Raw genomic sequence first — 24,359 nt, 5'->3', positions numbered from 1 at the left:
AGGCTGCACTCGACCGCCCGGGATCCCATCCCCACCGACCCGGACGACCCACGGGACCAGCCAGACCCCGACGAACCCGCCGCCAGTACCGGCAGGTGTCCGACCGGAAGGCTGTCGAGTCCCGCGCGCCTGTAGCTCAGGGGATAGAGCACCGCTCTCCTAAAGCGGGTGTCGGCAGTTCGAATCTGCCCAGGCGCACGGCCTGCTCGCGCGGGTTCGAGGTGCCGGTCCCGGCTCCTCCCGCGCGGGCGGCAGCGGCGCCGTCGCGACCCGTCCGGGTCGCCCCCGCCGCGGAGGACCGTCGGGGTCGCGGCGGACGCCCGTCGGCGCCCGTCGCCGTCGGGCGGGCACGGGGTCCACGGGTCCCGCCGTCCGGGGGCCCCGGGGCGTGGGTGCGCGGTCGTGCGCCCCGGTCCGCGATGAGCACGTCGAGAAGGAGAAGAAGTGGCACGAGCAGCCCAGGGCCGGTCCGGTCGCACGCAGACCGGCTCGCGCGGTGGGGGCGGCCGTCGCGGCGCGCGTCCCGCCGAGGCGGGGATCATCCCGGTCCTCGCGAGGGCTGCCCGCGAGGTCGACAGCGCCGTCCGGCGACCCCCGACCCGCCCGGCGGTGCGCACGAAGTTCCAGGTCGTCGCGCTGCTCATGCGCGAGGAGCGGGCCCGCGTGCAGGCGGACACCGAGGTCGGGGCGTCGAAGCGCGCCAAGCAGCTCAAGGACCTCGACGCCGTCGCGACGCTGCTCGCCCGGATCGCCGCCCGCGACACGTCCCTGCTGGCGCTGCTCGGCGACGACGCCCGGGTGTCCGACGCCGCCCGCACCCTCAAGGCGACGATGCTGCGCTCCGCCGGGCTGGAGGCCCCGGAGGAGCCGGAGCCCACGCCGCCGCCCGCCCCGGCCCCGGGGGCCGAGAAGCAGGTCGTCCCGCAGTCGGTGATCTCCCGCAGGCTCGCGAACCCCTTCCTCGCCCCGGACTTCGAGGCCGCCGCGCAGCGCGTCGCCGCGAAGCCCCGCCGGCTCGCCGGCTGGGAGCTGCTGGAGCCGCTGTTCCGGTCGTTCGAGGTCGCCGGCCCCGGCGCCCCGGCGTGCATGCCGCTGCCCGACCCGCGCCCGGTGCCCGTGCCCGGCGGGCGGGAGCTGATGCCGCACCAGGCCCGCGTCGTCGCCGCGGCGGCCGCTGGGCACCGCACCTTCCTGCTGGCCGACGAGCCGGGCCTCGGCAAGACCGCGCAGACGCTGCTCGCCGCCCAGGCCGCTGACGCGTTCCCGCTGCTCGTCGTGGTCCCGAACGTCGTGAAGACCAACTGGGCGCACGAGGTCGGCATGTGGACGCCCTTCCGCAGCGCGACCGTCGTGCACGGCGACGGCGACAAGGTCGACGCGTTCGCGGACGTCGTCATCGTGAACTACGAGATCCTCGACCGGCACGTCGGCTGGCTCGGCGACTTCGGGTTCCGGGGGATGGTCGTCGACGAGGCGCACTTCATCAAGAACAAGTCCTCGCAGCGCTCGCAGCACGTGCTGTCCCTGTCGCGGCGGATCCAGGACCGCACCGCCCGGCCGCTGCTCATGGCCCTGACCGGCACCCCGCTGATCAACGACATCGAGGACTTCCGGGCGATCTGGCAGTTCCTCGGCTGGATCGACGACGAGAAGCCGCTCGGCCGGCTGATGGCCGCCCTCGAGGACACCGGGCTGACCCCCGCGGACCGCGGGTTCTCCGCCGTCGCCCGGGCCGCCGTCGTCGACATGGGCATCGTGCGCCGCCGCAAGGTCGACGTCGTCGCCGACATCCCGGCCCGCCGGGTCGCGGACCTGCCGGTCGAGCTCGACGGGGCGGTCGGCCGCTCGATCCGCGCCGCCGAGGCCGCGCTCGCCCAGCGTCTGGTCGAGCGCTACCGCTCGGCCCTCGCCGCGCGGTCCGAGCACACCACCGGCGACGGCCTCGACCTGGTGCTCGCGCGCCGGGTGGCCGCCGCGGAGCTCAAGGACGCCAGCTCGAAGGCCGGCGGCGAGAACGTGTTCACCATGGTCCGCCGGATCGGGCAGGCCAAGGCCGGGCTCGCGGCCGACTACGCCGCGCAGCTCGCGCGGAACGTCGGCAAGGTGGTGTTCTTCGCGAAGCACGTGGACGTGATGGACGCCGCGGAGCAGGCGTTCGCGGACCGGGGCATCCGGTACGCCTCGATCCGCGGCGACCAGACGCCGAAGGTGCGCGAGCGGAACATCGCCGCGTTCACCGACGAGCCGGACGTGCAGATCGCCGTGTGCTCGCTGATGGCCGCCGGCGTCGGGCTGAACCTCCAGGTCGCGTCGAACCTCGTGCTCGCCGAGCTGTCCTGGACCGACGCCGAGCAGACCCAGGCCATCGACCGGATCCACCGCATCGGCCAGTCCGAGCCGGTCACGGCGTGGCGGATCATCGCGGCGCAGACCATCGACTCGCGGATCGCGGCGCTGATCGACAGCAAGTCGGGGCTGGCGGCGCGGGCGCTGGACGGGGCGGCGGAGGACGAGGGGAACGCGTCGACCGACGTGCAGCTCGACGCGCTGGTGGGGCTGCTGACCGACGCGCTCGCGGCGGAGGGCGTGGGCTGACGCCGACGACGCCCGTCGTGCGCGCTCGTGCTCCCCGCTGGCCGGGCTGCCCGGCGGGCGCTCGACGGCCCGCCGGCAACCGCCTCAGGACCAGCGCACGGGCCGGTCGTCGAGCCTCGCGATCACGCGGCGCGCGGCCTCGGGGACGGTGACGTCGAGGTCGGTCGCGTCGTCCACCAGCCGCCGCAGCGCCTTGCGCGGCCCGCACCCGTCCTGCTCCATGAGCACGCCGACGGCCTGCTCGACCAGCGCGTGCCGTGCGAGCCGCGCCCGCACGACCTCCCACGCGGCGGCGGGGTCGTCGCCCTCCGGCCCGGTGCTCCCGGGCCCGGCGCTCACCGGCCGGCCGAGGCGTGGTCGCGCACGACGGGCAGCACGTCCCGCAGCCCGAGCACGGTGAGGACGACCTCGGCCTGCCGGGGCACGTCGCGGAGCCGGCAGTCCAGGCCCGCGGACGTGCAGGCGCGGTGGCACTGCAGGAGGAACGCCACGCCCGACGAGTCGATGAACTCGACCTCGCGGAGGTCGAGGACGACCGGGAGCCCGCCGGCCGCGGCGGCCGCGACGGCCCGGCGTCCCGCGTCCCGGGTGGTCACGTCGATCTCGCCGGAGAGCCGGACCGTCGTGACGGTCCCGTCGTCCTGGACGGTGATGCTGGTGGTGCGGTGCATGGATCTCGCCCCCGAGACGTCTCGCTGCCGACGCGCCGATGCTGGGCGCGGTCCGTGCACGTCATGGGTGGTCGTGGATCCGTCGTGCGGCGACGCCCCGCACCTGCTCCACGGTCTCACCGTTTCGAGAGAAGGGACAGCACTGCAGGTCAGGCACGCGGCCGGGCCTGCGCGACCGCCGGCGGGCAGACTCGACCCGTGGACATCGTGCTGCAGTGGCTGCTGCCGGTCGTCGGCGGCGTCCTCCTGCTGTGGGTCGCGCTCGTGGCGGCCCTGTGGCTGGCGAAGCCGGACGAGGGGTCGGTGCGGGAGGCGCTGCGCCTGCTGCCCGACGTCGTCCGGCTGATCCGCCGGCTCGCCGTGGACCGTGAGGTGCCGCGGGGCGTCCGGGTGCGGCTGTGGCTGCTGCTCGGGTACCTGGCGCTGCCGATCGACCTGGTGCCGGACGTCCTGCCCGTCATCGGGTACGCGGACGACGCGGTGGTCGTGGCGCTGGTGCTGCGGTCGGTGGCGCGGCGGGCCGGGGTCGGGGCGCTCGCCCGGAACTGGCCCGGGACGGCCGACGGGCTCGCGGCGGTGTGCCGGCTCGCGCGGCTGCCGGCGCCGACGTCGGCCTGACGGGCCGGGCGCCCACCGGACGGGTGAACCGGCGGCCCCGAGGCTCTGCCGGGGGCCCGGATCCGGGATGCTCGCCGGGTGACGGTGACCGGGTCCGCGGGGTGGTCGCCGGTCCAGCCGCGTCCGAGCCGGGTGCGGCGCGCCCGGGCGCCGGTGCTGCTCGGGCTGGTGGGCGCCGTCGTCGGGCTGGTCGCCGGGCTCGCCCTGCACTGGTCCGTCGTCCAGCCGTCGGACGACGACCTGCGCGCCGCCGCCCGGACCCTCACGCCGGCGGAGTTCACCCCGGCGCACGAGCCGGTGGTGACCGGTGCCTGGGCGCCCTCGCTCGACCGGGGCGTCGTGCGGTGGGACGCGACCAGCCTCGGGTTCGCGACGCTCGGCACCCTCGCGGACGGGCTCCGGGACGCCGGCTGGGCGGTCGACGAGGACGCGGTGGACGCCTCCGCGCTGGAGGGCGAGGTGGACGCGGTGCGCGGGGACCTCGTCGTGTCGGTGTCGCTGTCGCCGATGCTGCCGGACCGGCCCACCACCGTGGTCGTCACCGTCGGGCGGGGGCCGCAGGGGACGGCGCTCCGGGTGCTGGTGGCCGGCGGGGTGGTGGCGGGCGCGTCACTCGGCGCGGGCGGGGTGCTGGCCGCGCGGCGGTGGCGCGGGGCCCTCGGCTCCGGACGCTGACGACCACCGTCGTCGCGGCCGAGTGCCGGTGGAGGCCGTGGGCGCCGAGCGGGCGTCCAGCCGGTCGACGGCTCGCTACCCGGCCGGGGCCGCCGTCGAGTCCCGCAGCACGAGGCTCGGGCTGACGACGACCCGGTGCACCGGCCGCGCCGGGTCGGCGAGGCGCGCGACGGCCAGGTCCACGGCCGCCCGGCCGACCCAGGCGCGCGGGGGGCGCACGGCGGTCAGCGCGGGGCTGAACAGCCCGGCGACCTCGTCGTCGTACGCCACCACGGACAGCGCGTCGGGGACCGGGACGCCCCGCTCCTCGCAGTGCTGGACGACGCCCATGGCCTCGGGGTCGGAGTGCACGAGCAGCGCGGTGGTCCCGGTGCGCAGGGCCGCCTCCACGACGGCCTCGACGTGCTGCTGCCAGTCGGCGGCGCGGCGGTCGGGGATGTCGAGGTCGACCGCGCCGTCCGGGTCGAGGCCGCAGGCGGCGAGGGCGCGGGACCAGCCGGCGCGCAGCTCCGGGGTGTGCGGGCTCTGGGCGCTGAGGGCGATGCCGATGCGCCGGTGGCCGAGCGCGGTGAGGTGCCGGACGGCGGTCTCGGCACCGAGGGCGTGGTCGGTGACGACGGACTCCATCGCGGCGTGCGTGCTGCCGGTGCGGGCGGTGCGCTCGACGAGGACGACCGGGACGTCGACGTCGCCGAGCCAGGCGAGCACGTCCTCGGTGTGGGGGCTGTCGAGCGACGGCGCGACGAGCAGGGCGTCGGCACCCCCGCGCATGAGGCGCTCGAGCTGCGGGCGCTCGTCCTCGATCTCGTAGGAGGAGCCGCGCAGGCGGAGCCGCAGGCCGCCGGCCGCCGCGCGCTCCTCGGCGCCGCGGGCCACGCCGGGCCAGTAGTAGTCGAGGGAGGGGACGAGCATGCCGATGGTCCCGGTCGACCCGGGGGCGGGGCCGGCCGGCGCGGCGGGCGGCACCGGCGCGCCGGGCGCCGGGTCCGCGGCCGGGTTCAGCGTGGCCCCGCCGTGCACGCGGAGCGCGAGGCCCTCGTCGACGAGCTGGGTGATGTCGCGGCGCACCGTCACGGTGGTGACGCCGAGCTCGGCGGCGAGGTCGGAGACGCGCACGGTGCCGTGGGCGTGCAGGGCCTCGAGCACCTGCGCGCGCCGGCTCACGGCGAGGTGCCTGCTGGTCCCGTCGCTCACTGCGTCTCCCGTCCGGGGCCGCCCCGGCCCGGACCGACCATACTGCCGAGCGCGCTCCCGGGAGCGCACGCGAGGGCAGCTCCCGGGACGTCAGGGCCGGCGCGGGGGCGCCGTGGACTCCCGGACGCGCAGCGACGGCGTGATGAGCACCCGGTGCGTCGGCCGCCCCGGGTCGGCCAGCCGCGCGGTCAGCAGCTCCACGGCCGCGCGCCCCAGGGCGTGCCGGTGCGGCCGGACGGCGGTGAGCGGCGGGCTGAACAGCCCGGCGACCTCGTCGTCGTACGCGATCAGCGACAGGTCCCGGGGGACGTCGACGCCGTGCTGCTCGAACGCCTGCACCAGGGCGACGGCGGTGGCGTCGGCGTGCACGAGCAGGGCGGTCGTGCCGGTCTCGCGGCACTGCGCGACGACGGCCGCGACGGCCTCCTCCCAGCCGGCCCGGCCGGGGTCGGGGGAGGCGATGTCGAGGGTCCGCGTGACGCCGGTGGTGGCGGCGAGCCAGCCGCGGCGCAGGCTCGGCCCGGTGGGGCTGTGCGCGCTGACGACGATGCCGAGGCGCTGGTGGCCGAGCCCGACGAGGTGCCGCACCGCGGCCTCGGCCCCCTCGGCGTGGTCGCTGTGCACGGAGTCGAACGCGGCGTGCTGCGGGCCGTCGACGGTGCGTTCCGCGAGGACGGTGGGGACGCCGGTGCCCGCGAGCCACGCGAGGGTGTCCGCGGCGGTCGCGGTGTCGGTGCGCGGGGCGACGACCAGCCCGCCGTCGCCGACCTGCTCGATCAGGCGCTCGAGGTGCGGGCGGTCGTCGTCGGACTCGTAGCTGCTGCCGCGCAGCACGACGCCGAGGCCGTGCGCCCGGGCGGCCCCCTCGACGCCGCGGGCGACGCGCGGCCAGTAGTAGTCGAGCGACGGCACGAGCATGCCGACGGTCGCGGGCCGCCCCCGGCCGGCAGGCCGCGCCGGGGCGTCGGGCGCGGGAGCGGGTGCGGGAGCGGGCACGGGCGGGACCGCCGCGGCGCCCGGCGCGGCGACGCCCCCCTCGCCCTCCTCCGGCGCCCGCAGCAGCGTCACCCCGCCGTGCACCCGCTGCACCAGCCCCTCCTCGGCGAGCCGCGCGATGTCGCGGCGCACGGTGACGGCGGTGACGCCGAGCTCCTCGGTCAGCTCCGACACCCGCGCGGAGCCGCGCCGGTGCAGGACGTCGAGCACCTGCGCGCGGCGGTCGACGGCGAGCGGCCCGAGGGCGTCGGTGGTCATGGGCACTCCTCCAGCGTGACCTCGACCGTCCCGCCCGGGGTGTCGAGGAGGGTCAGGGTGAGGCGGGTCAGCGCCCCGCCCCAGACGTCGGTGAGCATCGGGTCGTCCAGCGCCCGCCGTTCGACGGCGGCGGCCGCGACGTCCCCGGACCAGCGCAGCCGCACGGTCCCGGCGCCGTCGAGCGCCCGGACGAGCAGGCCGTCCGCCTCGCGCGCGACCTCGCCGGCGAGCAGCACCCGCACGCACGAGACCCCGCCGCCGGGGACCGCCCACGCGTCCCGCACGGTCACCCGCCCGGACTCCCGGTCGAGCCGCGCCGTCCGGCGCCACGACGTGGCACCCGACCCCGGGTAGGCGTCCGTGAGATCCAGGTCGAGCGACGTCGCCGAGCCACCCACCTCGGCCCGGACGTCCCGCGCGGCGGCGGCCCGCGACGCCGGCTGGTCCACCCCGGCGACCGACGGCACGTTGTGCCACGCCGACTGCATCGTCCAGATGGCGTACCGGTCGGGGGAGAACGTCTGCCGGGTGTAGGTGGGCCGCCCGGCGTCGACCGCCACGGGCACGCCGCGCAGGGCGACGACGAACGAGCCGACGTCGTTGTGGTTGTGGTGCTCGTCGTCGTGCCCGCCCTTGGCGGCGAGCGTCAGCCCGTCGGCGGACCCGGCCGACCCGCGCGCGAGCAGGACCTGGACGGAGGGCAGCCAGACGTCCCGGGGCAGCGGCGACGTCGCGGGCTCCGCGCCGGCCCACGCGGGGTCGGTGAGCGCGCGCAGCAGCCGGCCGAGGCCGCCGGACTCGTCGGCGACGGGGGCGCCGGGCACGCGGTGGGCGGCGGCGTGCCGGGCGGCGTCCGCGTCGCCGCAGGCCCGGGCGGCGCGGTGCAGGGCGTGCCACGGCTGGTTCGCGGGCGGGCGGGCCTGGCCGTCCGCGACGTTGAGGTACCAGGCGCCGCCGAGGTGCATGCGGTGCGGGAACGCCACGGTCTGCGTGAGCGCCGGGACGCCGGTGGCGTCGAGCGCCCCGCCGGTGGCCGACGCGAGCAGGTCGAGCGCCTCCAGCGCCCGGCACGCGCCGTTCCACCAGTAGGAGTAGCCCTCGTCGATCGCCCCGTCGGCGGGCAGCACGGCGACGTACCGGTCCAGCCCCTCGACGACCCGCGCGACCAGCCGGGACCGGCGGCCGGCGTCGTCCACCAGCGCGAGCGCGGCGACGAGGACGTTCCCGTGGATCCACGGGTTCCAGTTGTGCACGTCGCCGTCGAGGCCGATCCAGTGCCAGTCGCCCCGGTCCTCGAAGGGGCGGAGCACGCGGGCGTCGACCTCCTGCCGGAGGCGCGCGCGCAGCCCGGGCCACCGGGCGTCGAGCTCCGGGCCGAGCAGGTGGTCGATCCAGGCGAGCTGCGCGGCGACCTCGCCGGCCCCGAGGTCGAGGAACGGCGCGGCGACGTCGGGCAGCACGTTCCCGCGCGCGGCGGCGAACCGGTCGTGCGCGGGCCAGCACCAGGACGTCTGCTCGCAGAGCAGCAGCACGCCGTCCGCGACCTCGTCCAGCCGGTCGTCCGAGGGGAGCGCGGCGGCGAGCACCGCGGCGCGGGTGAGGCGGTGCTGGCGGGCGAGCACGCGCTGCTCGTGCGCGTCCCGGTCGCCGTCGCGGAACACCCGCGCGACGGTGCGGGCGGTCGTCGCGGGCCACGGCGTGTCGGCCTCGGCCGTCGCGCGGGCGAGCAGGGCGTCGACGGTGGGCCGGTCGACGGCGTCCCACGTGCTGCGGTCGGACGCCGGGGGGACGGGGAGCGCGCGGCCCGGGAGCAGCGGCGGCGTCAGTGCGGCAGCGCCCCACCGGGCGGCCAGCGGCCCCGCGAACGGGGCGCCGTGCGGGATGGGCTCCATGTCTCCTCGTCGAGCCGTCGGATCTGATCGATTCGAGGGCGTCCTCGATTCGGTTGTGATCATAGCAGTTCGGTTACGGTCTTGACATGTTCGATTCTGAACGATTCACTCGTCTCTGCCCGGCCGGTTCGGACCGTTCGTGATCGAACCCGGCGCGGGCGACCAGCGCCCTTCGACGGAGAAGACCAGTGACCGCACCCGCAGCACTCCACGCCGGCCTCGACCGCGTGCGCTCGCCGCTCACCGGGTGGACGCGCGGGACGTGGCTGGCGCTCGCGGACACCCTCCTCGACGGCGCGCGGCCGTTCGCCTCGCCGGGCCACGCCCGCATCACGCCGCCCGGCGCCGCCGGCGGGTACGGCCGGGACGTCGACGGGCTCGAGGGCTTCGCCCGCACGTTCCTGCTCGCGGGCTTCCGGCTGGCAGGCGAGCGGGGCGCCGACCCGACGCACCTGGCCGAGTGGTACGCCCGGGGCATCGCGACCGGCACCGACCCGCACGCGCCGGACCGCTGGGTCCGCCTCGACGAGCACGCGCAGGCGAAGGTCGAGGCCGCGTCGATCGCGCTCGTGCTGGACCTGACCCGCCCGTGGATCTGGGACCGCCTCGCGCCCCGCGTGCAGGAGCAGGTGGTCGACTACCTCGCGCCGGCGGTCGGCGACCCGACCTACCCGCGGATCAACTGGGTGTGGTTCCGCCTGGTCGTGCAGACGTTCCTGCGCTCGGTCGGCGGGCCGTGGTCCCCGGACGACGTCGCGGAGGACCTGGCGACGCACGACACGTTCACCCGCCCGGACGGCTGGTTGTCCGACGGCGCCGAGCGCTCCTACGACCACTACGTCGGCTGGGCGCTGCACCTGTACCCGACCCTGTGGGCCCGCATGGCCGGGGCCGCCGCGCTGCGCGCGCCCGAGGCCCGCCGCGCCGACGCCGCCGCACTCGACCGGTACCTGACCGACGCCGTGCACCTGGTGGGTGCCGACGGCTCCCCGCTCCTCCAGGGCCGCAGCCTCGTCTACCGGTTCGCGGCCGCCGCCCCGTTCTGGGTCGGGGCGATGGCCGAGGTGCCGTCGCTCGCGCCCGGCCTGCTGCGCCGCGCGGCCTCGGGCGTCGTCGAGCACTTCGTCGCGGCGGGCGCCCCGGACGAGCGCGGGCTGCTGTCGCTCGGCTGGCACGGCTCCTGGCCGCGGCTCGCGCAGTCCTACTCCGGCCCGGGCTCGCCGTACTGGGCGAGCAAGGGGCTGCTCGGCCTGGCGCTGCCGGCCGACCACCCGGTGTGGACCGCCACCGAGGAGCCGCTGCCCGTCGAGCAGGGCGACACGCTGCGCGCGGTGCGGGCCCCCGGCTGGGTCGTCGCCGGCACGGCCGCCGACGGCGTCGTGCGGGTCGCCAACCACGGCACCGACCACGCCGCCGAGGGCGCGACCGGCGGGGACTCCCCGCTCTACGCCCGGATCGGCTACTCGACCGCCACCGCCCCGCTGCTGGACGACGCCGCCTGGACCGACCCGCTCGACGGGTCCGTCACCCTCGTGGACGGCGCGGGCCGGGCGACCCACCGGACCGGCTTCCGCCTGCTCGCCACCCGCGTCGACGACGGCGAGGTGCCCGTCGGCGTCGCCGTGTCCCGCGCCGCCGCGCACCGCCTCGTCCCCGACGAGCACCAGGTGCAGCACGGCTCCGGGCTCGCGGGCGTCGCGGAGCCGGCGGGCACGCTGCTGGTCGCCTCGCTGGTGCGCGGCCCGTGGGAGGTGCGAGCCGTGCGCGTCGAGGACGTCGTGGACGGCGATGCGCAGGGGCTGCGGCTCCGGGTCGGCGGCTGGCCCGTCGGCACCGACGACCGGCTGACCTCGAGCGTCACGGTCCTGCTCGGCGGGGACGCCCGCACCGGCGTCGTCGAGCGGTCCGGCGCGAGCCCCCTGGCGGATCGGGTGCGGGTGCCCTGGGCCGACCTGCCCGCCCGCCCCGGCACCTGGGCCGCCGTGCTCGTCACGCTCGACGGGCGCCCTCAGCCGCCGGCGCCGCGCGGTGCCCAGGTCGTCCTCGAGGGCGAGACCCCCACGCACGCGACGCTGCGGGTCACCTGGCCCGACGGCGCCGCCACCCGCACGCGCGTCCCGCTGCACGACGCCGAGCCCCCGACCGACTAGCCCTCCGAGCCCGGCCGGCCACGTCGACCTGCCGGAACCCCACCCGGTCCCAGCGTTGGGGCCCGGAACCCCCTGAAGGAGCAACGATGAAGCGTTCGACGATGACCGCTGTCGGGCTGGCCGCGGCTGCGGCCCTCACCCTGACCGCCTGCGGCGGCGGGGACGACGGCGGCGGTGCGAGCGAGGACCCGGCGTCCTCCGGGCCCGTCACCCTCAGGATCTCCGGGTGGGCGCTCAACAGCACCCCCGAGTTCCAGGCCCTGGCCGACGGCTACCACGCGGAGAACCCGGACGTCACCGTCGAGGTCGTCGAGTACCGCGACGGCAACGACTACGACACCCAGATCATCTCCGACCTGGCCGCCGGGACCGCCCCGGACCTGTACGTCCTGAAGAACCTCAACAAGCTGTGGACCTTCCAGTCGGGCGGCCAGCTGCTCGACGTCTCCGACGTCGCCGAGGGCCTCGACGCCGCGGTGAGCGGCGTGAGCAGCTACGAGATCGACGGCGCGACCTGGGCGATCCCGTACCGGCAGGACTCGTGGGTCCTCTACTACAACCAGGACCTGTTCGACGCGGCCGGGGTCGAGTACCCCGACGGCTCCTGGACCTGGGACGACTACGCGGACGCGGCCGAGCAGCTCACCGAGGGCCTCGCCGACCAGGGCGCCAAGGGCACCTACCAGCACTCCTGGCAGTCGCTCGTCCAGGGCTTCGCGCTGGCGCAGACCCCGGACGCCGACCTGCTCAGCGGGGACTACTCCTACCTCGAGCCGTACTACCAGCGGGCGGTCGACCTGCAGGACGCCGGCGCGCAGCAGACCTACGGCACGGTGACGACCAGCTCGCTGACGTACCAGGCGGAGTTCGGCACGCAGAAGGCCGCCATGCTCCCGATGGGCTCCTGGTACATCGGCACCCTGCTGGCCCAGCAGGCGAACGGCGAGGCCGAGGACTTCAGCTGGGGCATCGCGCCGGCGCCGCAGTTCGACGACAGCACCGCCGGGACCGACAACACCCCGGTGACGTTCGGCGACCCGACGGCGTTCGGCATCAACCCCGCCATCGACGACGCGAAGCTCGACGCGGCGAAGGACTTCCTGGCCTGGGTCGCCGGTGAGGGCGGCGCCACCGTCCTGAGCGGGCTCGGCGTGACGCCGGCGCTGAGCAACGACGCGGTGACCGAGACGTTCTTCGGCCTGGACGGCATGCCGACGGACGACCTGTCGAAGTTCGCGTTCTCGACGCACGACACCCGCCCGGAGAACCCGGTGGCGGAGCAGACCGCCTCGATCCAGGCGATCCTCAACGACGCCCACTCGGCGATCATGTCCGGCAGCTCGTCGGTGGCCGACGGCATCTCCGAGGCGGAGGGCCGGGTCTCCTCCGAGGTCGGGATCGGCTGACACCCCCCGGCCGGTGCGTCGCCCGCGGCGCACCGGCCGGGACCGGCCCGGACCCGCACCCGAGAGAAGACGACACCATGGCACCTCAGACCCTCGCCCCGCCGGAGCCGGCGCACCGGGGCCGGCTCCGCCGCCGCAACGCGCTGGTGGGCTGGAGCTTCATCCTCCCGAACTTCGTCGGCTTCGCCGTCCTGACGCTCGTCCCGGTGATCGCGCTGTTCTACCTCGCGTTCACCAGCTGGAACGCGTTCGGCACGGCGCCCTGGGTCGGGCTGGACAACTTCACGCGGCTGGTCCGCGACGCCTCGTTCCACACCGCGCTGTTCAACACCGTGTACTACACGGTCTTCCACATCCCGCTGACGCTCGCCGCCTCCCTCGGGCTGGCGCTGCTGCTGAACCGCAAGCTGCGCGGCGTGGCGTTCTTCCGCACCGCGGCGTTCTTCCCGTACATCACGTCGATCGTCGCGATCGCGGTGGTCTGGAACATGCTGTTCAGCCCCGAGTTCGGGCCGGTCAACCAGTTCCTGTCGTTCCTGGGCGTCGAGAACCCGCCCGGGTGGACGACGTCGGCGGACTGGTCGATGCCGGCCGTCATCATCGTCGCCACGTGGCGCGAGATGGGTTACTACATGCTGCTGTTCCTCGCGGGGCTGCAGACCATCCCGCCGGAGCTGTACGAGGCAGCGCGGATGGACGGCGCCGGCCCGTGGCAGCGGTTCCGGAACGTCACCATCCCGTCGCTGCGGCCCACCACCTTCCTCGTGACGGTGCTGCTCACCATCGGGTCGTTCAAGATCTTCGACCTGATCCTCGTGATGACGAACGGCGGCCCGGGCCAGTCCACCCTCGTGCTGTCCCAGTTCATCTACCAGAAGGGCTTCGTCGAGAACCAGTTCGGCTACGCCTCGGCCAGCTCGATCGTCCTGTTCGCGATCTGCATCGCCATCACGATCATCCAGTTCGTCGTGAACAAGCGGAGGGACCGCTGATGTCCACCTCGACCCTGCGGCCGGCCCCGCTGCCCCGGCTCGCCGGCGCCCCGGCCCGCCGTCCCCAGCCGCGCCGGCCCCTGTCCGTCGCCGGCAGGATCCTCGGCTACCTCGTGCTGGTCGTGGCCTCCGCGGCGGTGCTGCCGCCGTTCTACTGGATGGTGATGTCGTCCCTGAAGACGAACAACACCGTCTTCACCGTGCCGATCCAGTGGGTGCCCGAGGTCGCCCAGTGGCACAACTACGTCGACATCTTCACGCGGTCGGACATGACGACCTGGCTGAAGAACACGCTGATCCTGTCCGTGGTGGTCACGTTCCTGCAGGTGCTCACCGGCTCGTTCGCCGCCTACGGGTTCGCGAAGACCCGGTTCCCCGGCCGCGACGCGCTGTTCCTCACGTACATCGGCACCATCGCCGTGCCGTGGCAGGCGTACATGATCCCGCAGTTCATCCTGTTCTCGAAGCTGAACCTCGCGAACTCGCTGTGGTCGATCATCGCCCTGCAGGCGTTCGGGGCGTTCGGCGTCTTCCTGATGAAGCAGTTCTACGAGACGGTCCCGGAGGAGCTCTCGGAGGCGGCCCGGCTCGACGGCCTGTCGGAGTACGGCATCTGGCGCCGCATCATGCTGCCGCTGTCCCGCCCGGCGCTCGCCTCGCTGACGCTGCTGACGTTCGTCAACACCTGGAACGACTACCTCGGCCCGCTGGTGTACCTGCGCGACCGGGACCTGTGGACGATCCAGCTCGGCCTGCGGACGTTCATCTCGCAGTACAACGCCGAGTACGCGCTGATCATGACCGGCTCGGTGCTCTCGGTGCTGCCGATCGCGGTCATCTTCCTGCTCGGCCAGCGGTACTTCGTCGAGGGCATCGCGACCTCCGGGATGAAGGGCTGACCGCCGTGCGCCGCTGGATCTCCCACGACACCCTCGGCACCGCCATGGACACGGTGTACCGGGCCCTGCTGGCAAACCTGCTCCTGGTGCTCGGGAACCTCCCCTTCACCGTCGTGCTCGTCGCGACGGACCTGGGGCGGACCTGGCCGCTGCTCGTCGCCCTCGCGCCGCTGTCGTTCCCCACGCTCGTCGGGGTGTGCGCGGTGTTCGCCGAGAAGGACGAGGGGCTGCTGCGCACCTTCGCGGCCGCGTGGCGGCGGAGCCTGGGCAAGGCGCTCGTCCTCGGCGCCCTGCTGACCGGCCTGGCGACCGTGCTGGTCGTCGACGTGCGGGTGCTGTTCGGCACGACGGCGGGCGCGGTCGCCATCCCGGTGCTCGCCGTCGGCCTGGCGCTCGTGGCGGTGACCGGCCCGCACGCCGTGGTCGCCCTCGCGCAGGCCCCGGACGCCCGGCTGCGGGACCTGCTGCTCTGGTCGGCGTACCTGGGCCTGCGCCGGTGGTACCTCACGGCGGTCTCGCTGGTCGTCCTGGCCCTGCTCGCCGGGTTCGTCGCGAGCCGGCCGGCCCTCGGCCTGGGGCTCGCCGCCGCGCCGCTGCTCTACGCGGTGTGGGCGAACTGCCGGTTCGCCCTGCGCCCCGCACTCGTCCCGCCCGGCGGCGAGCCCGCCCCCGCCTGACGTCCGGCCCCGGCCACCGCCGGACCCTCGCGCCCGCGCCCGCAACCCCCTCAGCTTGGAGACACACCCCATGACGACGACCGACGCCCTGGCGCCGGCGACGCGCGACGCCCTCGCCGCCGCCCTGCGCACCCTGGACGCGAACATCGCCGAGTTCGGCGACCGCTACCCGGACGACACGACGTCCGGCGGCCGCTACCCGCTGCGCCCCGCGACGGCAGACCTGCCCGAGGGCGCCAACCGGGGCTGGACCACCAGCTTCTGGCCCGGCCAGCTCTGGCTCGCCCACGAGCTCACCGGGGAGCAGCGCTACCTCGACGCCGCGTCGGCGCACGTCGCCTCGTTCGCGGACCGGATCGCGCGCGAGGTCGACATCGACACCCACGACCTCGGCTTCCTCTACACGCTGTCCTGCGTGACCGCGTGGCGTCGCACGGGGGACACCGGCGCGCGGGCCGCGGCGCTCGGGGCGGCCGACGCGCTCATGCGCCGGTTCCTCGAGCCCGCGGGGATCGTGCAGGCGTGGGGCGACCTGAGCGACCCGGCGCAGCGCGGGCGGACCATCATCGACAGCCTGATGAACATGCCGCTGCTGCGGTGGGCGTCCGCGGAGTCCGGCGACCCGCGGTTCGCCGCGGCGGCCGACCGGCACACCGCGCAGCTGCGCGACCACATCCTGCGGCCGGACGACACCACGTTCCACACCTTCTTCTGGGACGCCGAGACCGGTGCGCCGCTGCGCGGGGGCACCGAGCAGGGACTGTCCGACGGGTCCTGCTGGGCGCGCGGGCAGGCCTGGGGCATCTTCGGGTTCGCGCTCGCCTACCGGGAGACCGGCGACGCGTCCTTCCTCGACGCGGCCCGGCGGTGCGCGGACTACTTCCTCGCGCACCTGCCCGAGGACCACGTCGCGTTCTGGGACCTCGTCCTCACCGACGGGACGCTGGCCGAGCGCGACTCGTCGTCGGCCGCGATCGCCGCGTGCGGGCTGGACGAGCTGGCCCGGCTGCTGCCGGGCGACGCCGAGGGCGCCGCCGCGGCCGGCCGCTACCGGCGCGCGGGGGAAGCGGTGCTCGACTCGCTCGCGGCGTCGTTCACCTCCGGCCCCGACGCCGGTCCCGGGGCGCCGCACCTGCTGCACGGCGTCTACGACATGCCGAAGTCCGTGGGCGTCGACGAGGGCAACCTCTGGGGCGACTACTACTACCTGGAGGCCCTGACCCGCCGGCTCCTGCCCGGCTGGGACTCCGTGTGGTGGGTCCGTCCCGCCGCCGCGGCCGCGGCCGGGGCCTGAGGGGCGGGCGGCGATGCGTCTGGTCCGGTTCGCGACCGGGGCCCGCACCGGGGTCGGCGCCCTGGTGCCCGGCGGGGTCCTCGACCTGGCCGCGGCCGTGCCGGCGGCACCGGACTCGGTGGTCGGCGTCCTCGGCGCGGCCGGCCCGGTGCGCGACGCGGTCGCGCGAGCGGTCGGCGCGCCCGACCCCGCGCACGTCCTCCCGCTCGACGCCGTCCGGCTGCTCGCCCCCGTCCCGCGCCCCGGCGCGATCTGGTGCGTGGGCTACAACTACCGCGGCCACACCGCGCAGGACGACCCCGCACACCCGGACGTGTTCACCAAGCCCGCCTCGGCGGTCGCCGGCCCGCAGGACCCGGTCGTGCTGCCGCCGGCGAGCGCGGAGGTCGACTACGAGGCGGAGCTCGCGGTCGTCATCGGCCGCCGGGCGCACCGGGTGCCCGAGGCGGAGGCCCTCGACCACGTCGGCGGGTACACGGTCCTGGACGACGTCAGCGCCCGGGACTGGCAGCGGCATGGCAGCCAGTGGGCGCTCGGCAAGGCGTTCCGCACCTTCGCGCCGCTCGGCCCGGCCGTCGTCACGCCCGACGAGATCCCCGACCTCGCGGACCTGACCGTCGAGGCCCGCGTCAACGGCGAGGTCACGCTGCGCGGCTCGACCCGGGACATGGTCTTCCCGGTCGCCCGCATCGTGTCCTACCTCAGCCAGGTCGTCGTCCTCGAACCCGGGGACGTCATCGCGACCGGCACCCCGCAGAAGCTCGCGCACGTCCTCGACCGCGGCCCCCGCTGGCTGCGCCCCGGGGACGTCGTCGAGGTCACCGTCAGCCACGTCGGGACCCTGCGGTCCGTCGTGGTGGCACCCGAGCAAGGAGGAACCCCATGTCCGTGACCCGCCTGTGGAGCACCCACCCCGACGACGCCCGCCGGCTGACCGGCGACGAGCTGCGCGAGCGGTTCGTGCTGCCCGGCCTGTTCACCGAGGGGGCGCCGTCGTGGGGGTACGCGCACGACGACCGGCTGCTGGTCGGCGGCCTGACCGTGGCCGGTGGCGACCCGGTCGCCCTGACCGCGCCCGAGGAGATCGCCGCCGGGTACCTGCTGGAGCGCCGCGAGCTCGCGGTCGTGGGCCTGGCCGGTGCCGTGACCGTCGTGGCGGACGGCGAGACGTTCGGCGTCGGCCCGCAGGACGTGCTGTACCTGCCGCTGGGCACCCGGAACGTCGCGGTGTCGGGCACCGGCACCGTCTACCTGGTCTCCGCGCCGGCGCACCGCCGGACCGCCGCGGCCCTGGCCTCCCGCGACGACGTCGAGGCGCTCGTGCTGGGGTCGGCGGAGCAGTCGAACCACCGCACGATCCGCAAGTACGTGCACGCCGACGGCATCGAGTCCAACCAGCTCGTGCTGGGCATCACGACCCTGGAGCCCGGCAGCGTCTGGAACACGATGCCCCCGCACACCCACTCCCGGCGGACCGAGGTCTACCTGTACGACGGCCTGGGGACGGACGTCGCCGTGCACCTCATGGGCGAGCCGGAGGCCACCCGCCAGCTGCTGCTGCACGACCGGGACGTCGTGGTGGCGCCGCCGTGGTCGATCCACTGCGCCTCGGCGACCAGCGCCTACTCGTTCGTCTGGGCGATGGCCGGGGAGAACCTCGACTACGGCGACGTCGTCGCGGTCGACCCCGCGACGCTGCGCTGACCCGCCCCGCCCGCACCGCCCGCACCGCTCGCCACCCTCGAAAGGACTCCCGCATGATCCTCGACCAGTTCCGCCTCGACGGGAAGGTCGCCCTCGTCACCGGCGGCGGGCGCGGCCTGGGCCTCGGGTTCAGCACCGCGCTCGCCCAGGCCGGCGCCGACGTCGTCATCGTCGACCGCAGCCCGGCGCCCGAGGCCCTCGACGCGATCCGGGCGACCGGCCGCCGCGCGCACGAGATCACCACCGACCTGCTCGCCGCCACCCCCGCGGACCTCACCGCCCTGGTGGCCGACGCCGTGGCCCTCGCGGGCCGCGTCGACGTCCTGGTGAACAACGCCGGCATCATCCGCCGCCAGCCCGCGATCGAGTTCTCCCCGCAGAACTGGGACGAGGTCATCGACCTCAACCTCTCGACCGTGTTCTACCTGTCCCAGGCCGTCGCGCGGGTCCTGGTCGAGCAGGGCGAGGGCGGCAAGATCATCAACATCGCCTCGATGCTGTCCTTCCAGGGCGGGAAGATCGTCCCGTCCTACACCGCGTCCAAGAGCGCCGTCGCCGGACTGACCCGCGCGCTGGCCAGCGAGTGGTCCGCGCTCGGCATCAACGTCAACGCCATCGCCCCCGGGTACTTCGCGACGGACAACACCGCCCAGCTGCGCGCCGACGACACCCGCTCCGCGGAGATCCTCGCCCGGATCCCCGCCGGCCGGTGGGGCACCCCCGACGACCTGCAGGGCGCCGCGGTGTTCCTCGCCTCCGCCGCGTCCGCCTACGTGCACGGGTCCGTCCTCGCCGTCGACGGGGGGTGGCTGACCCGCTGACCATCCCGGGGGGCGGGTGCGCCGCGGCAGCCGGCGCGCGGGTTCGGGCGCGGGCTCCTACCGTGGGTCGATGAGCCTCGCCGCCGTCGCCGTCGACCGACTGATCCGTGGGTACCAGCGGCGCATCTCGCCGCGGAAGGGGTGGAGCTGCGCCTACCGGGTCGCGGGAGGCGGGGTGTCGTGCTCCGAGGCGGTGCGGCGGGTCGTCGCGGAGCGCGGGGTGCTGCGGGGGGTGCGGCCGGGCGTGGTGCAGCTCGTGGCGTGCTACCGGGCGGCGGGGATGCTGGCGCAGAGCGACGTGCGGGGGGTGTGCTGCTGCGGGCCGGTGCCGATCCCGTTCCGGTTCTAGGCGGGCGGCGACCGGCGCCGGGCGGACGTGCGCGGTCGTGCCTGCCCGGGGCCGGACCTCCGCCGGTGACGTCCCGAGCGCGGAGCCGGGGGGAGGGGCTCGAAGCGGATCTTGGCAGTGTCGGTGACGCGGCCATTGACCCTCCGCCCGACCCGACCTAGCGTCGAACCCGACCGCCCCGCTCCCTCCGGACGACCGGCCCCACCCACGTCACCACGGGCCGCCCGCCGCGGGACACCGAGGTCCCAGGGGACGCCGGCGGCCGACGTGGAGGGGGATCCAGTCATGCGCATGCGTTCACTTCGGCGTGGCCTGACGGCAGCAGCAGTCCCGGCGGCGCTCGCGCTCCTGCTCACCTCGGGGGCGTCCGTCCCCGCCGCGGGAGACAGCACCGACCGCTGGGGCGGCGACAAGGGCGGCGGTCACCACGACGCCGCGACGATCACGTCCGAGCCCTGGGGCACCACGGGCGGCGGTGAGGCGGTCGAGCGGTACACCCTGAGCAACAAGGGCATGACCGTCCGCATCCTCACGTACGGCGGCATCATCCAGACGCTCGAGGTCCCCGACCGCCGGAACGACCCGGTGAACGTGGTCCTCGGCTTCAGCGACCTGGACGGCTACATCGAGAGCGGCAACAGCCCGTACTTCGGGGCGCTCATCGGCCGGTACGGCAACCGGATCGCCGAGGGGCGGTTCACGCTCGACGGCGTCACGTACCAGCTGCCGATCAACAACCCGCCGAACAGCCTGCACGGCGGCGACGTCGGGTTCGACAAGCTGGTGTGGGACGCGACCCCGATCCAGGGCGACGGCACGGTCGCCCTCCAGCTGAACCTGACCAGCCCCGCGGGCGACCAGGGCTACCCGGGCACGCTCGACGTCCAAGTGACCTACACGTTGACCCGCGACCAGAAGCTCGAGATCCACTACACGGCGACGACGGACGCGCCGACGGTCGTGAACCTGACGAACCACACGTACTGGAACCTGCAGGGCGAGGGCACGTCGTCGATCCTCGACCACGAGCTGACGCTGCCGGCGAGCCACTACACGCCGGTGGACGCGACCCTCATCCCGACGGGCGAGATCGCCGACGTCACGGGCACGCCGATGGACTTCCGGTCGGCGACGGCGATCGGGGAGCGGATCCGTGAGCCGTTCGAGCAGCTGCTGTTCGGGCAGGGCTACGACCACAACTGGGTGCTCGACCGGCCGGACGACGGCAGCCTGCAGCTCGCCGCCAAGCTCCGGGATCCGGACTCCGGGCGGACGTTGCGGATGTGGACGACCGAGCCGGGGATCCAGTTCTACTCGGGCAACTTCCTGGACGCGACGCTGGTGGGCACCGGCGGGCGCGTGTACCGGCAGTCCGACGGGCTGGCGCTGGAGACGCAGCACTTCCCGGACTCGCCGAACCAGCCGCAGTTCCCGAGCACGACGCTGCGGCCCGGGGAGACGTACGACACGACGACGGTGTTCGACCTGTCGCGCGGGCGGCGGTGAGGGCCACGCGCAGCGAGGGGCGGACCCGAGACCGGGCCCGCCCCTGGTCGTCGACCGCCCTACCGGCGGACGCTCAACCCTGGGTCAGCGGGAAGAGGGTCGCGTCGTCCTTGTAGACCTCGGCCGAGTTCTCCTGGGTGACGATCATCGGCGTGAGCAGGAACGGCGGGAATCGCGAACAGCCGAGAGCCGCCGAGCACGAGGGAGCCCGCCGCGACCGCGGTGCAGCCATCGCACCGCACTGTTGGTCGGGCCCGCCTGTGTTGGCCGACCCGCCGCACTGGGAGCGCCGAGCCGCGTCTCCTCCGCGCTACCATCCCATCTGGCAGGATGCTGGGTCGGTTTGAGGAGTGTTGTGGCGGATCGGACCGAACCTGAACTTCGCGTTGCGGAGTACTTCGCCGGGATCGGGCTCGCAAAGATGGGGCTGGAAGCAGCAGGACTTCGGGTGACCTGGTCCAATGACATTTCGCCAAAAAAAGAGGCGATGTTCCGCGCGCACTTTGGCGACCAGGGGCTCGCGCACCAGTTCCATTTGGGAGACCTGGGCACTCTTACGCAGTCGCAGATGCCCGAGCGCGTCGACCTAGCCTGGGCATCATTCCCATGCACCGATCTCTCGCTAGCCGGAGGGCGTGCCGGGCTCCACAAGGGCTCAAGTGCCGCCTTCTGGCACTTCGTAAAAAGCCTCGCGACCATGGGTGGCGACCGCCCGGCCGCCGTCGCTCTGGAAAACGTCACCGGTTTTGTATCTAGCCGGGCGGGCCAAGACATCAGGTCTGCGATCCGAGCAATGAATGGTCTTGGATATTCCATCGACGTCGTCAGTATCGACGCCCGGCGATTCGTCCCGCAATCTCGGCCACGGCTGTTCCTCCTCGGCTTGAGAGGCGAAGACGTGTTGGACGATCCCGCGCAATCTGAACTTCGGCCTGCTTGGCTGGACCCCATCTTCGCCGATCGATCGCTGCGCACTCATCGCAACCCGCTGCCCTCGGTACCGCCGATTTTGTCGTCGGGCCTATCGGACCTTGCTCAACGGCTAGGTCCGGACGATGCCAGGTGGTGGGACGACGCGCGCACTAGCGCGTTTCTCGACTCGCTTTCGCCAATGCAAAGCGCCCGGCTCGACTCGCTCCGATCGACGCCGAAGCGCATCTATCGCTCAGCATATCGAAGGATGCGGGCGGGCGTGCCCAGGTGGGAGATCCGTTCTGACGACATTGCCGGGTGTCTTCGAACGGCCCGCGGGGGGTCGTCCCGGCAAGCTATCGTTGAGACCGGTCTCGGCGTTCTTCGCCTGCGATGGATGACGCCGCTAGAATACGCCAAACTGATGGGAGCTGGCGATTACTCGATCGCAGGGGTTAGTGACTATGACGCATTCTCGGGTTTCGGTGATGCCGTCTGCGTGCCCGTGGTCAAGTGGCTCGCGGAGAGCCTTCTTCGCCCGGCGCTCCTCGCACGCCGCACCGATTCGCTTCCAGAGCAGCCGCTCGAAATCGCTTCCTGAGGCCGGGTCGACAAGCAAACAGCGGTTCGCTTCCGCGACAATCCTACGGCTTCTGGTAGCCGGCCAGGTATGCAGCGACATTCTCATCGACAAGGACTTGCCAATAGTGCTCAATAACACTATTGAAGTACTTCCGGGGCGACTCGCCTCGGTCGGCCAGTTCGACCGGAGACGGCATCGTGGGGTAATCCAGGGTGTCGATGAGCTTATCTCCGAGCACCAAGCGCCCTTGATTGAGATGATCGATCATGGGGTTGAGCACGCAGTCGATCAGATAGTTGTGCACATCCGGACGAAGCTCGATCAAGTTGGTAGATGAGATTAGTGTGAGTTCCGAATTGCCGTTAGTGAGAAATTTAGGAATAGATTCGTAGTCGAGGTTGAGCTTTAGGTAGTCACTAACGGCGCGTGTCGCCCAACCAGCACCTCCCTCAAATAGGCAGTACTCGCTTCCAAGAAAGTGGCGGCTGGTAAGGTAGAAGATGAGCGTGTTCGCGTCAACGATACTCTCCTTGATTACGGCACTCAGGGCGCGCGTGTCCTTGTACTGCTCTACGCTCCCGGTCTTGGATGTGTAGAACACCTCATCCGAACGTGCGCCGCATCGAAGCAGGGTCTCGTAAATGAAGTCGGCGAACGGCTTGTCGGCGCTCGAATGAGATATGAACACCTTGAACGATGTCTTAGTCGTTACATCGCCCTGGATCTTGTTGACGATGACCGATTGGAGGTCGTCCTTTACGGCGTCTGGAATTTCTTCGTAGAAGTCGAGGTCGCGACGGACCTGGCGTGAGAACTCCTGTTTTCCCGCGGCCTGCTGTTCCGACTTACGTCGGTCAACCTCATTCTTGATCGCATCGGCGAGTTTGGTGCGCTGCTGCATAAGGTCTCGAATGATGGGGCGAATCAGCGCTCGAAGTAGGGTTACGCGGTTGTCTGTTTCGTCGAAGTCCTGACGATTTGAAGTAGAGATATCGCGCAGGCGATCATCGTCAAGTAGGTCAAAAGAGATCTCGCCCTCGATGTAGTTAGCGTATGTCCCGGTCAGGCCCAGCTGAGAAAGCAGGCGGTCGCTCGCCAACTTACCTCTGACATAAAGCCGGATCTGCGCGGGGTTGTAGTACTTGTTCTTAACGAAGCGATCATCGTTTTCTTGTGCGGCATTCGATTCGATGGTCGCGTGTACAGCCAGCCAGCCGGTGAGCTCGAACTTGATCCCCTGGTACGTCCGCTCGATGAGATTGGTGTCGGCCTCGACTAGGCTCCAGGCTTCATCTTGTGCCGGATTTATGCTGAAGCGACGATAGTCTGGACTGTGCACGAAGGCGTCGCCTGGCAGCCCCCTCGCGCGCAGACGGACCTCGGTCGTAGGCGCAGCCACCTCGGCCGGCATTGTTTGGTCGGTTGTGTAGGCGTAGCGCAGTTCGGCAAAGTTCCCGAATGCGATCTTCTTCTCGACTGGGGCAAAACTTGGTTCGACCTTAGTGGCGTCCGTTCGGACCCACATCAGAATCTTCGGGCCTGCGGGGTCGTCGAGGAGGAATTGATTCGCGAGCCTGGAGTCGAGGGCCTCGATCGCCTTCGGGCCGTACCCGGTCAGGTCGACGTCGAGAAGGGTGAGCCTGGTGCCGTGTGCGAGCTTCTCCCAGAGAGAGTCGTTCGGCGTCGACTCAGGGCTCGTTACCGCGCGGAGTTTTGGATTGTCGCTGTCCGCAACGCGACCCTCGCGCGCGTCGAGCTCCCACGTGGAGGACTCCACTCCTCTGCGGGTCTGCAGGTAGAAGTGTGGCGAAAGGAACAGGGCGGCGAGCTTGCCAATCCCTTTTCTTCCCATAAAGCGCGTGTTGTTCCCAGGGTCGCTGATCATGGCCGACTGCCGTTTATTGTGACCGACCTTGACATACGTGTCTATGTCTCGGCGATCCATACCGCTGCCATCGTCGATGACCTCGATTATCGCGCGCGACTTCGAGGTTGCGTCAACGTAGACATAGACCGTTTTGGCGCCTGCGTCGATGCCGTTCGCGACCAACTCGGAAAGGGCGCTCCACGGGTTCGAGTACAAGCCTTTTCCTAGGAGCTTTAGTGCGAGCCAGTTGAAAGTGAATGCTGCCTCATCGTCGGTTGCCATGCTGCCCCCTCGCCGTCC

At 73.1% G+C, this 24,359-nt stretch carries 21 protein-coding genes and 1 tRNA gene; 16 read left to right on the top strand and 6 right to left on the bottom strand.

Annotated elements, in window-relative coordinates:
- Positions 1 to 125 precede the first annotated feature (125 nt).
- Positions 126 to 198 (top strand) — tRNA-Arg (locus HNR08_RS04340).
- Between the two features lie 246 nt (positions 199 to 444).
- Entirely contained in the window at positions 445 to 2,595 is a 2,151-nt protein-coding gene (locus HNR08_RS04335; protein WP_146837571.1) for a DEAD/DEAH box helicase, read from the top strand.
- Positions 2,596 to 2,679: 84 nt separating this feature from the next.
- Here HNR08_RS04335 and HNR08_RS22215 read toward each other — a convergent pair whose 3' ends face one another.
- The gene (locus HNR08_RS22215) at positions 2,680 to 2,934 is read right to left on the bottom strand and encodes an ANTAR domain-containing protein (RefSeq protein ID WP_168429992.1); all 255 of its coding nucleotides are present in this window, start codon (positions 2,932 to 2,934) and stop codon (positions 2,680 to 2,682) included.
- Positions 2,931 to 3,266: an STAS domain-containing protein gene (locus HNR08_RS04325; protein ID WP_168429991.1), complete on the bottom strand. Its 336-nt coding sequence runs from the start codon at positions 3,264 to 3,266 to the stop codon at positions 2,931 to 2,933. The genes HNR08_RS22215 and HNR08_RS04325 overlap by 4 nt, the downstream gene beginning before the upstream one ends.
- 198 nt (positions 3,267 to 3,464) lie before the next feature.
- Between HNR08_RS04325 and HNR08_RS04320 the strand changes: the two genes are divergently transcribed.
- Entirely contained in the window at positions 3,465 to 3,884 is a 420-nt protein-coding gene (locus HNR08_RS04320) for a YkvA family protein (protein ID WP_246803060.1), read from the top strand.
- Between the two features lie 78 nt (positions 3,885 to 3,962).
- The gene (locus HNR08_RS04315) at positions 3,963 to 4,559 is read left to right on the top strand and encodes a hypothetical protein (protein WP_146837582.1); all 597 of its coding nucleotides are present in this window, start codon (positions 3,963 to 3,965) and stop codon (positions 4,557 to 4,559) included.
- Positions 4,560 to 4,634: 75 nt separating this feature from the next.
- Here the strand turns inward: HNR08_RS04315 and HNR08_RS04310 are convergent, their stop codons facing one another.
- The 3 genes from HNR08_RS04310 to HNR08_RS04300 form a co-directional block, all read right to left on the bottom strand.
- Entirely contained in the window at positions 4,635 to 5,753 is a 1,119-nt protein-coding gene (locus HNR08_RS04310; RefSeq protein WP_146837585.1) for a substrate-binding domain-containing protein, read from the bottom strand.
- Between the two features lie 90 nt (positions 5,754 to 5,843).
- Positions 5,844 to 7,007, bottom strand: a complete 1,164-nt coding sequence (locus HNR08_RS04305; protein ID WP_146837588.1) for a substrate-binding domain-containing protein — start codon at positions 7,005 to 7,007, stop codon at positions 5,844 to 5,846.
- Positions 7,004 to 8,899, bottom strand: a complete 1,896-nt coding sequence (locus HNR08_RS04300) for a heparinase II/III domain-containing protein (RefSeq protein ID WP_183834797.1) — start codon at positions 8,897 to 8,899, stop codon at positions 7,004 to 7,006. The genes HNR08_RS04305 and HNR08_RS04300 overlap by 4 nt, the downstream gene beginning before the upstream one ends.
- Before the next feature lie 188 nt (positions 8,900 to 9,087).
- Here HNR08_RS04300 and HNR08_RS04295 point away from each other — a divergent pair, with 188 nt between their 5' ends.
- From HNR08_RS04295 to HNR08_RS04240, 12 genes are all read left to right on the top strand, one after another.
- Complete coding sequence (locus HNR08_RS04295; protein WP_246803094.1) at positions 9,088 to 11,049, top strand: DUF2264 domain-containing protein; 1,962 nt, start codon at positions 9,088 to 9,090, stop codon at positions 11,047 to 11,049.
- Between the two features lie 86 nt (positions 11,050 to 11,135).
- Positions 11,136 to 12,455, top strand: a complete 1,320-nt coding sequence (locus HNR08_RS04290; protein WP_146838637.1) for an ABC transporter substrate-binding protein — start codon at positions 11,136 to 11,138, stop codon at positions 12,453 to 12,455.
- 77 nt (positions 12,456 to 12,532) lie between these two features.
- Positions 12,533 to 13,447 carry a carbohydrate ABC transporter permease gene (locus tag HNR08_RS04285; protein ID WP_146838639.1) on the top strand — a complete coding sequence of 305 codons (915 nt, stop codon included), beginning with the start codon at positions 12,533 to 12,535 and terminating at the stop codon, positions 13,445 to 13,447.
- A complete protein-coding gene (locus tag HNR08_RS04280; RefSeq protein ID WP_146838641.1) occupies positions 13,447 to 14,346 on the top strand; it encodes a carbohydrate ABC transporter permease in 900 nt (299 codons plus the stop codon). Before HNR08_RS04285 ends, HNR08_RS04280 begins: the two co-directional genes overlap by 1 nt.
- Positions 14,347 to 14,351: 5 nt before the next feature.
- A complete protein-coding gene (locus HNR08_RS04275; protein ID WP_146838643.1) occupies positions 14,352 to 15,023 on the top strand; it encodes a YesL family protein in 672 nt (223 codons plus the stop codon).
- A gap of 70 nt (positions 15,024 to 15,093) precedes the next feature.
- A complete protein-coding gene (locus tag HNR08_RS04270) occupies positions 15,094 to 16,317 on the top strand; it encodes a glycoside hydrolase family 88 protein (protein WP_146838645.1) in 1,224 nt (407 codons plus the stop codon).
- Between the two features lie 13 nt (positions 16,318 to 16,330).
- Positions 16,331 to 17,209, top strand: coding sequence for a fumarylacetoacetate hydrolase family protein (locus HNR08_RS04265; RefSeq protein WP_146838647.1), 879 nt, complete (start codon positions 16,331 to 16,333; stop codon positions 17,207 to 17,209).
- Positions 17,200 to 18,021 carry a 5-dehydro-4-deoxy-D-glucuronate isomerase gene (gene kduI / locus HNR08_RS04260; RefSeq protein WP_146838649.1) on the top strand — a complete coding sequence of 274 codons (822 nt, stop codon included), beginning with the start codon at positions 17,200 to 17,202 and terminating at the stop codon, positions 18,019 to 18,021. The genes HNR08_RS04265 and kduI overlap by 10 nt, the downstream gene beginning before the upstream one ends.
- Before the next feature lie 53 nt (positions 18,022 to 18,074).
- Entirely contained in the window at positions 18,075 to 18,842 is a 768-nt protein-coding gene (gene kduD / locus HNR08_RS04255; protein ID WP_146838651.1) for a 2-dehydro-3-deoxy-D-gluconate 5-dehydrogenase KduD, read from the top strand.
- A gap of 70 nt (positions 18,843 to 18,912) precedes the next feature.
- Complete coding sequence (gene yidD / locus HNR08_RS04250; protein WP_146838653.1) at positions 18,913 to 19,191, top strand: membrane protein insertion efficiency factor YidD; 279 nt, start codon at positions 18,913 to 18,915, stop codon at positions 19,189 to 19,191.
- Positions 19,192 to 19,482: 291 nt separating this feature from the next.
- Positions 19,483 to 20,697: an aldose epimerase family protein gene (locus HNR08_RS04245; RefSeq protein ID WP_146838655.1), complete on the top strand. Its 1,215-nt coding sequence runs from the start codon at positions 19,483 to 19,485 to the stop codon at positions 20,695 to 20,697.
- A gap of 355 nt (positions 20,698 to 21,052) precedes the next feature.
- A complete protein-coding gene (locus tag HNR08_RS04240) occupies positions 21,053 to 22,210 on the top strand; it encodes a DNA cytosine methyltransferase (protein WP_221286308.1) in 1,158 nt (385 codons plus the stop codon).
- A 43-nt stretch (positions 22,211 to 22,253) separates the two neighbouring features.
- Here the strand turns inward: HNR08_RS04240 and HNR08_RS04235 are convergent, their stop codons facing one another.
- On the bottom strand, positions 22,254 to 24,341 hold the full coding sequence (locus HNR08_RS04235) for an ATP-binding protein (protein WP_146838657.1): 2,088 nt from the start codon (positions 24,339 to 24,341) through the stop codon (positions 22,254 to 22,256).
- Positions 24,342 to 24,359: the final 18 nt, after the last annotated feature.

Source organism: Cellulomonas hominis (genome assembly GCF_014201095.1).
GTDB classification, from domain to species: Bacteria; Actinomycetota; Actinomycetes; order Actinomycetales; family Cellulomonadaceae; genus Cellulomonas; species Cellulomonas hominis.
This window is presented reverse-complemented; position numbering and strand designations above follow the sequence as displayed.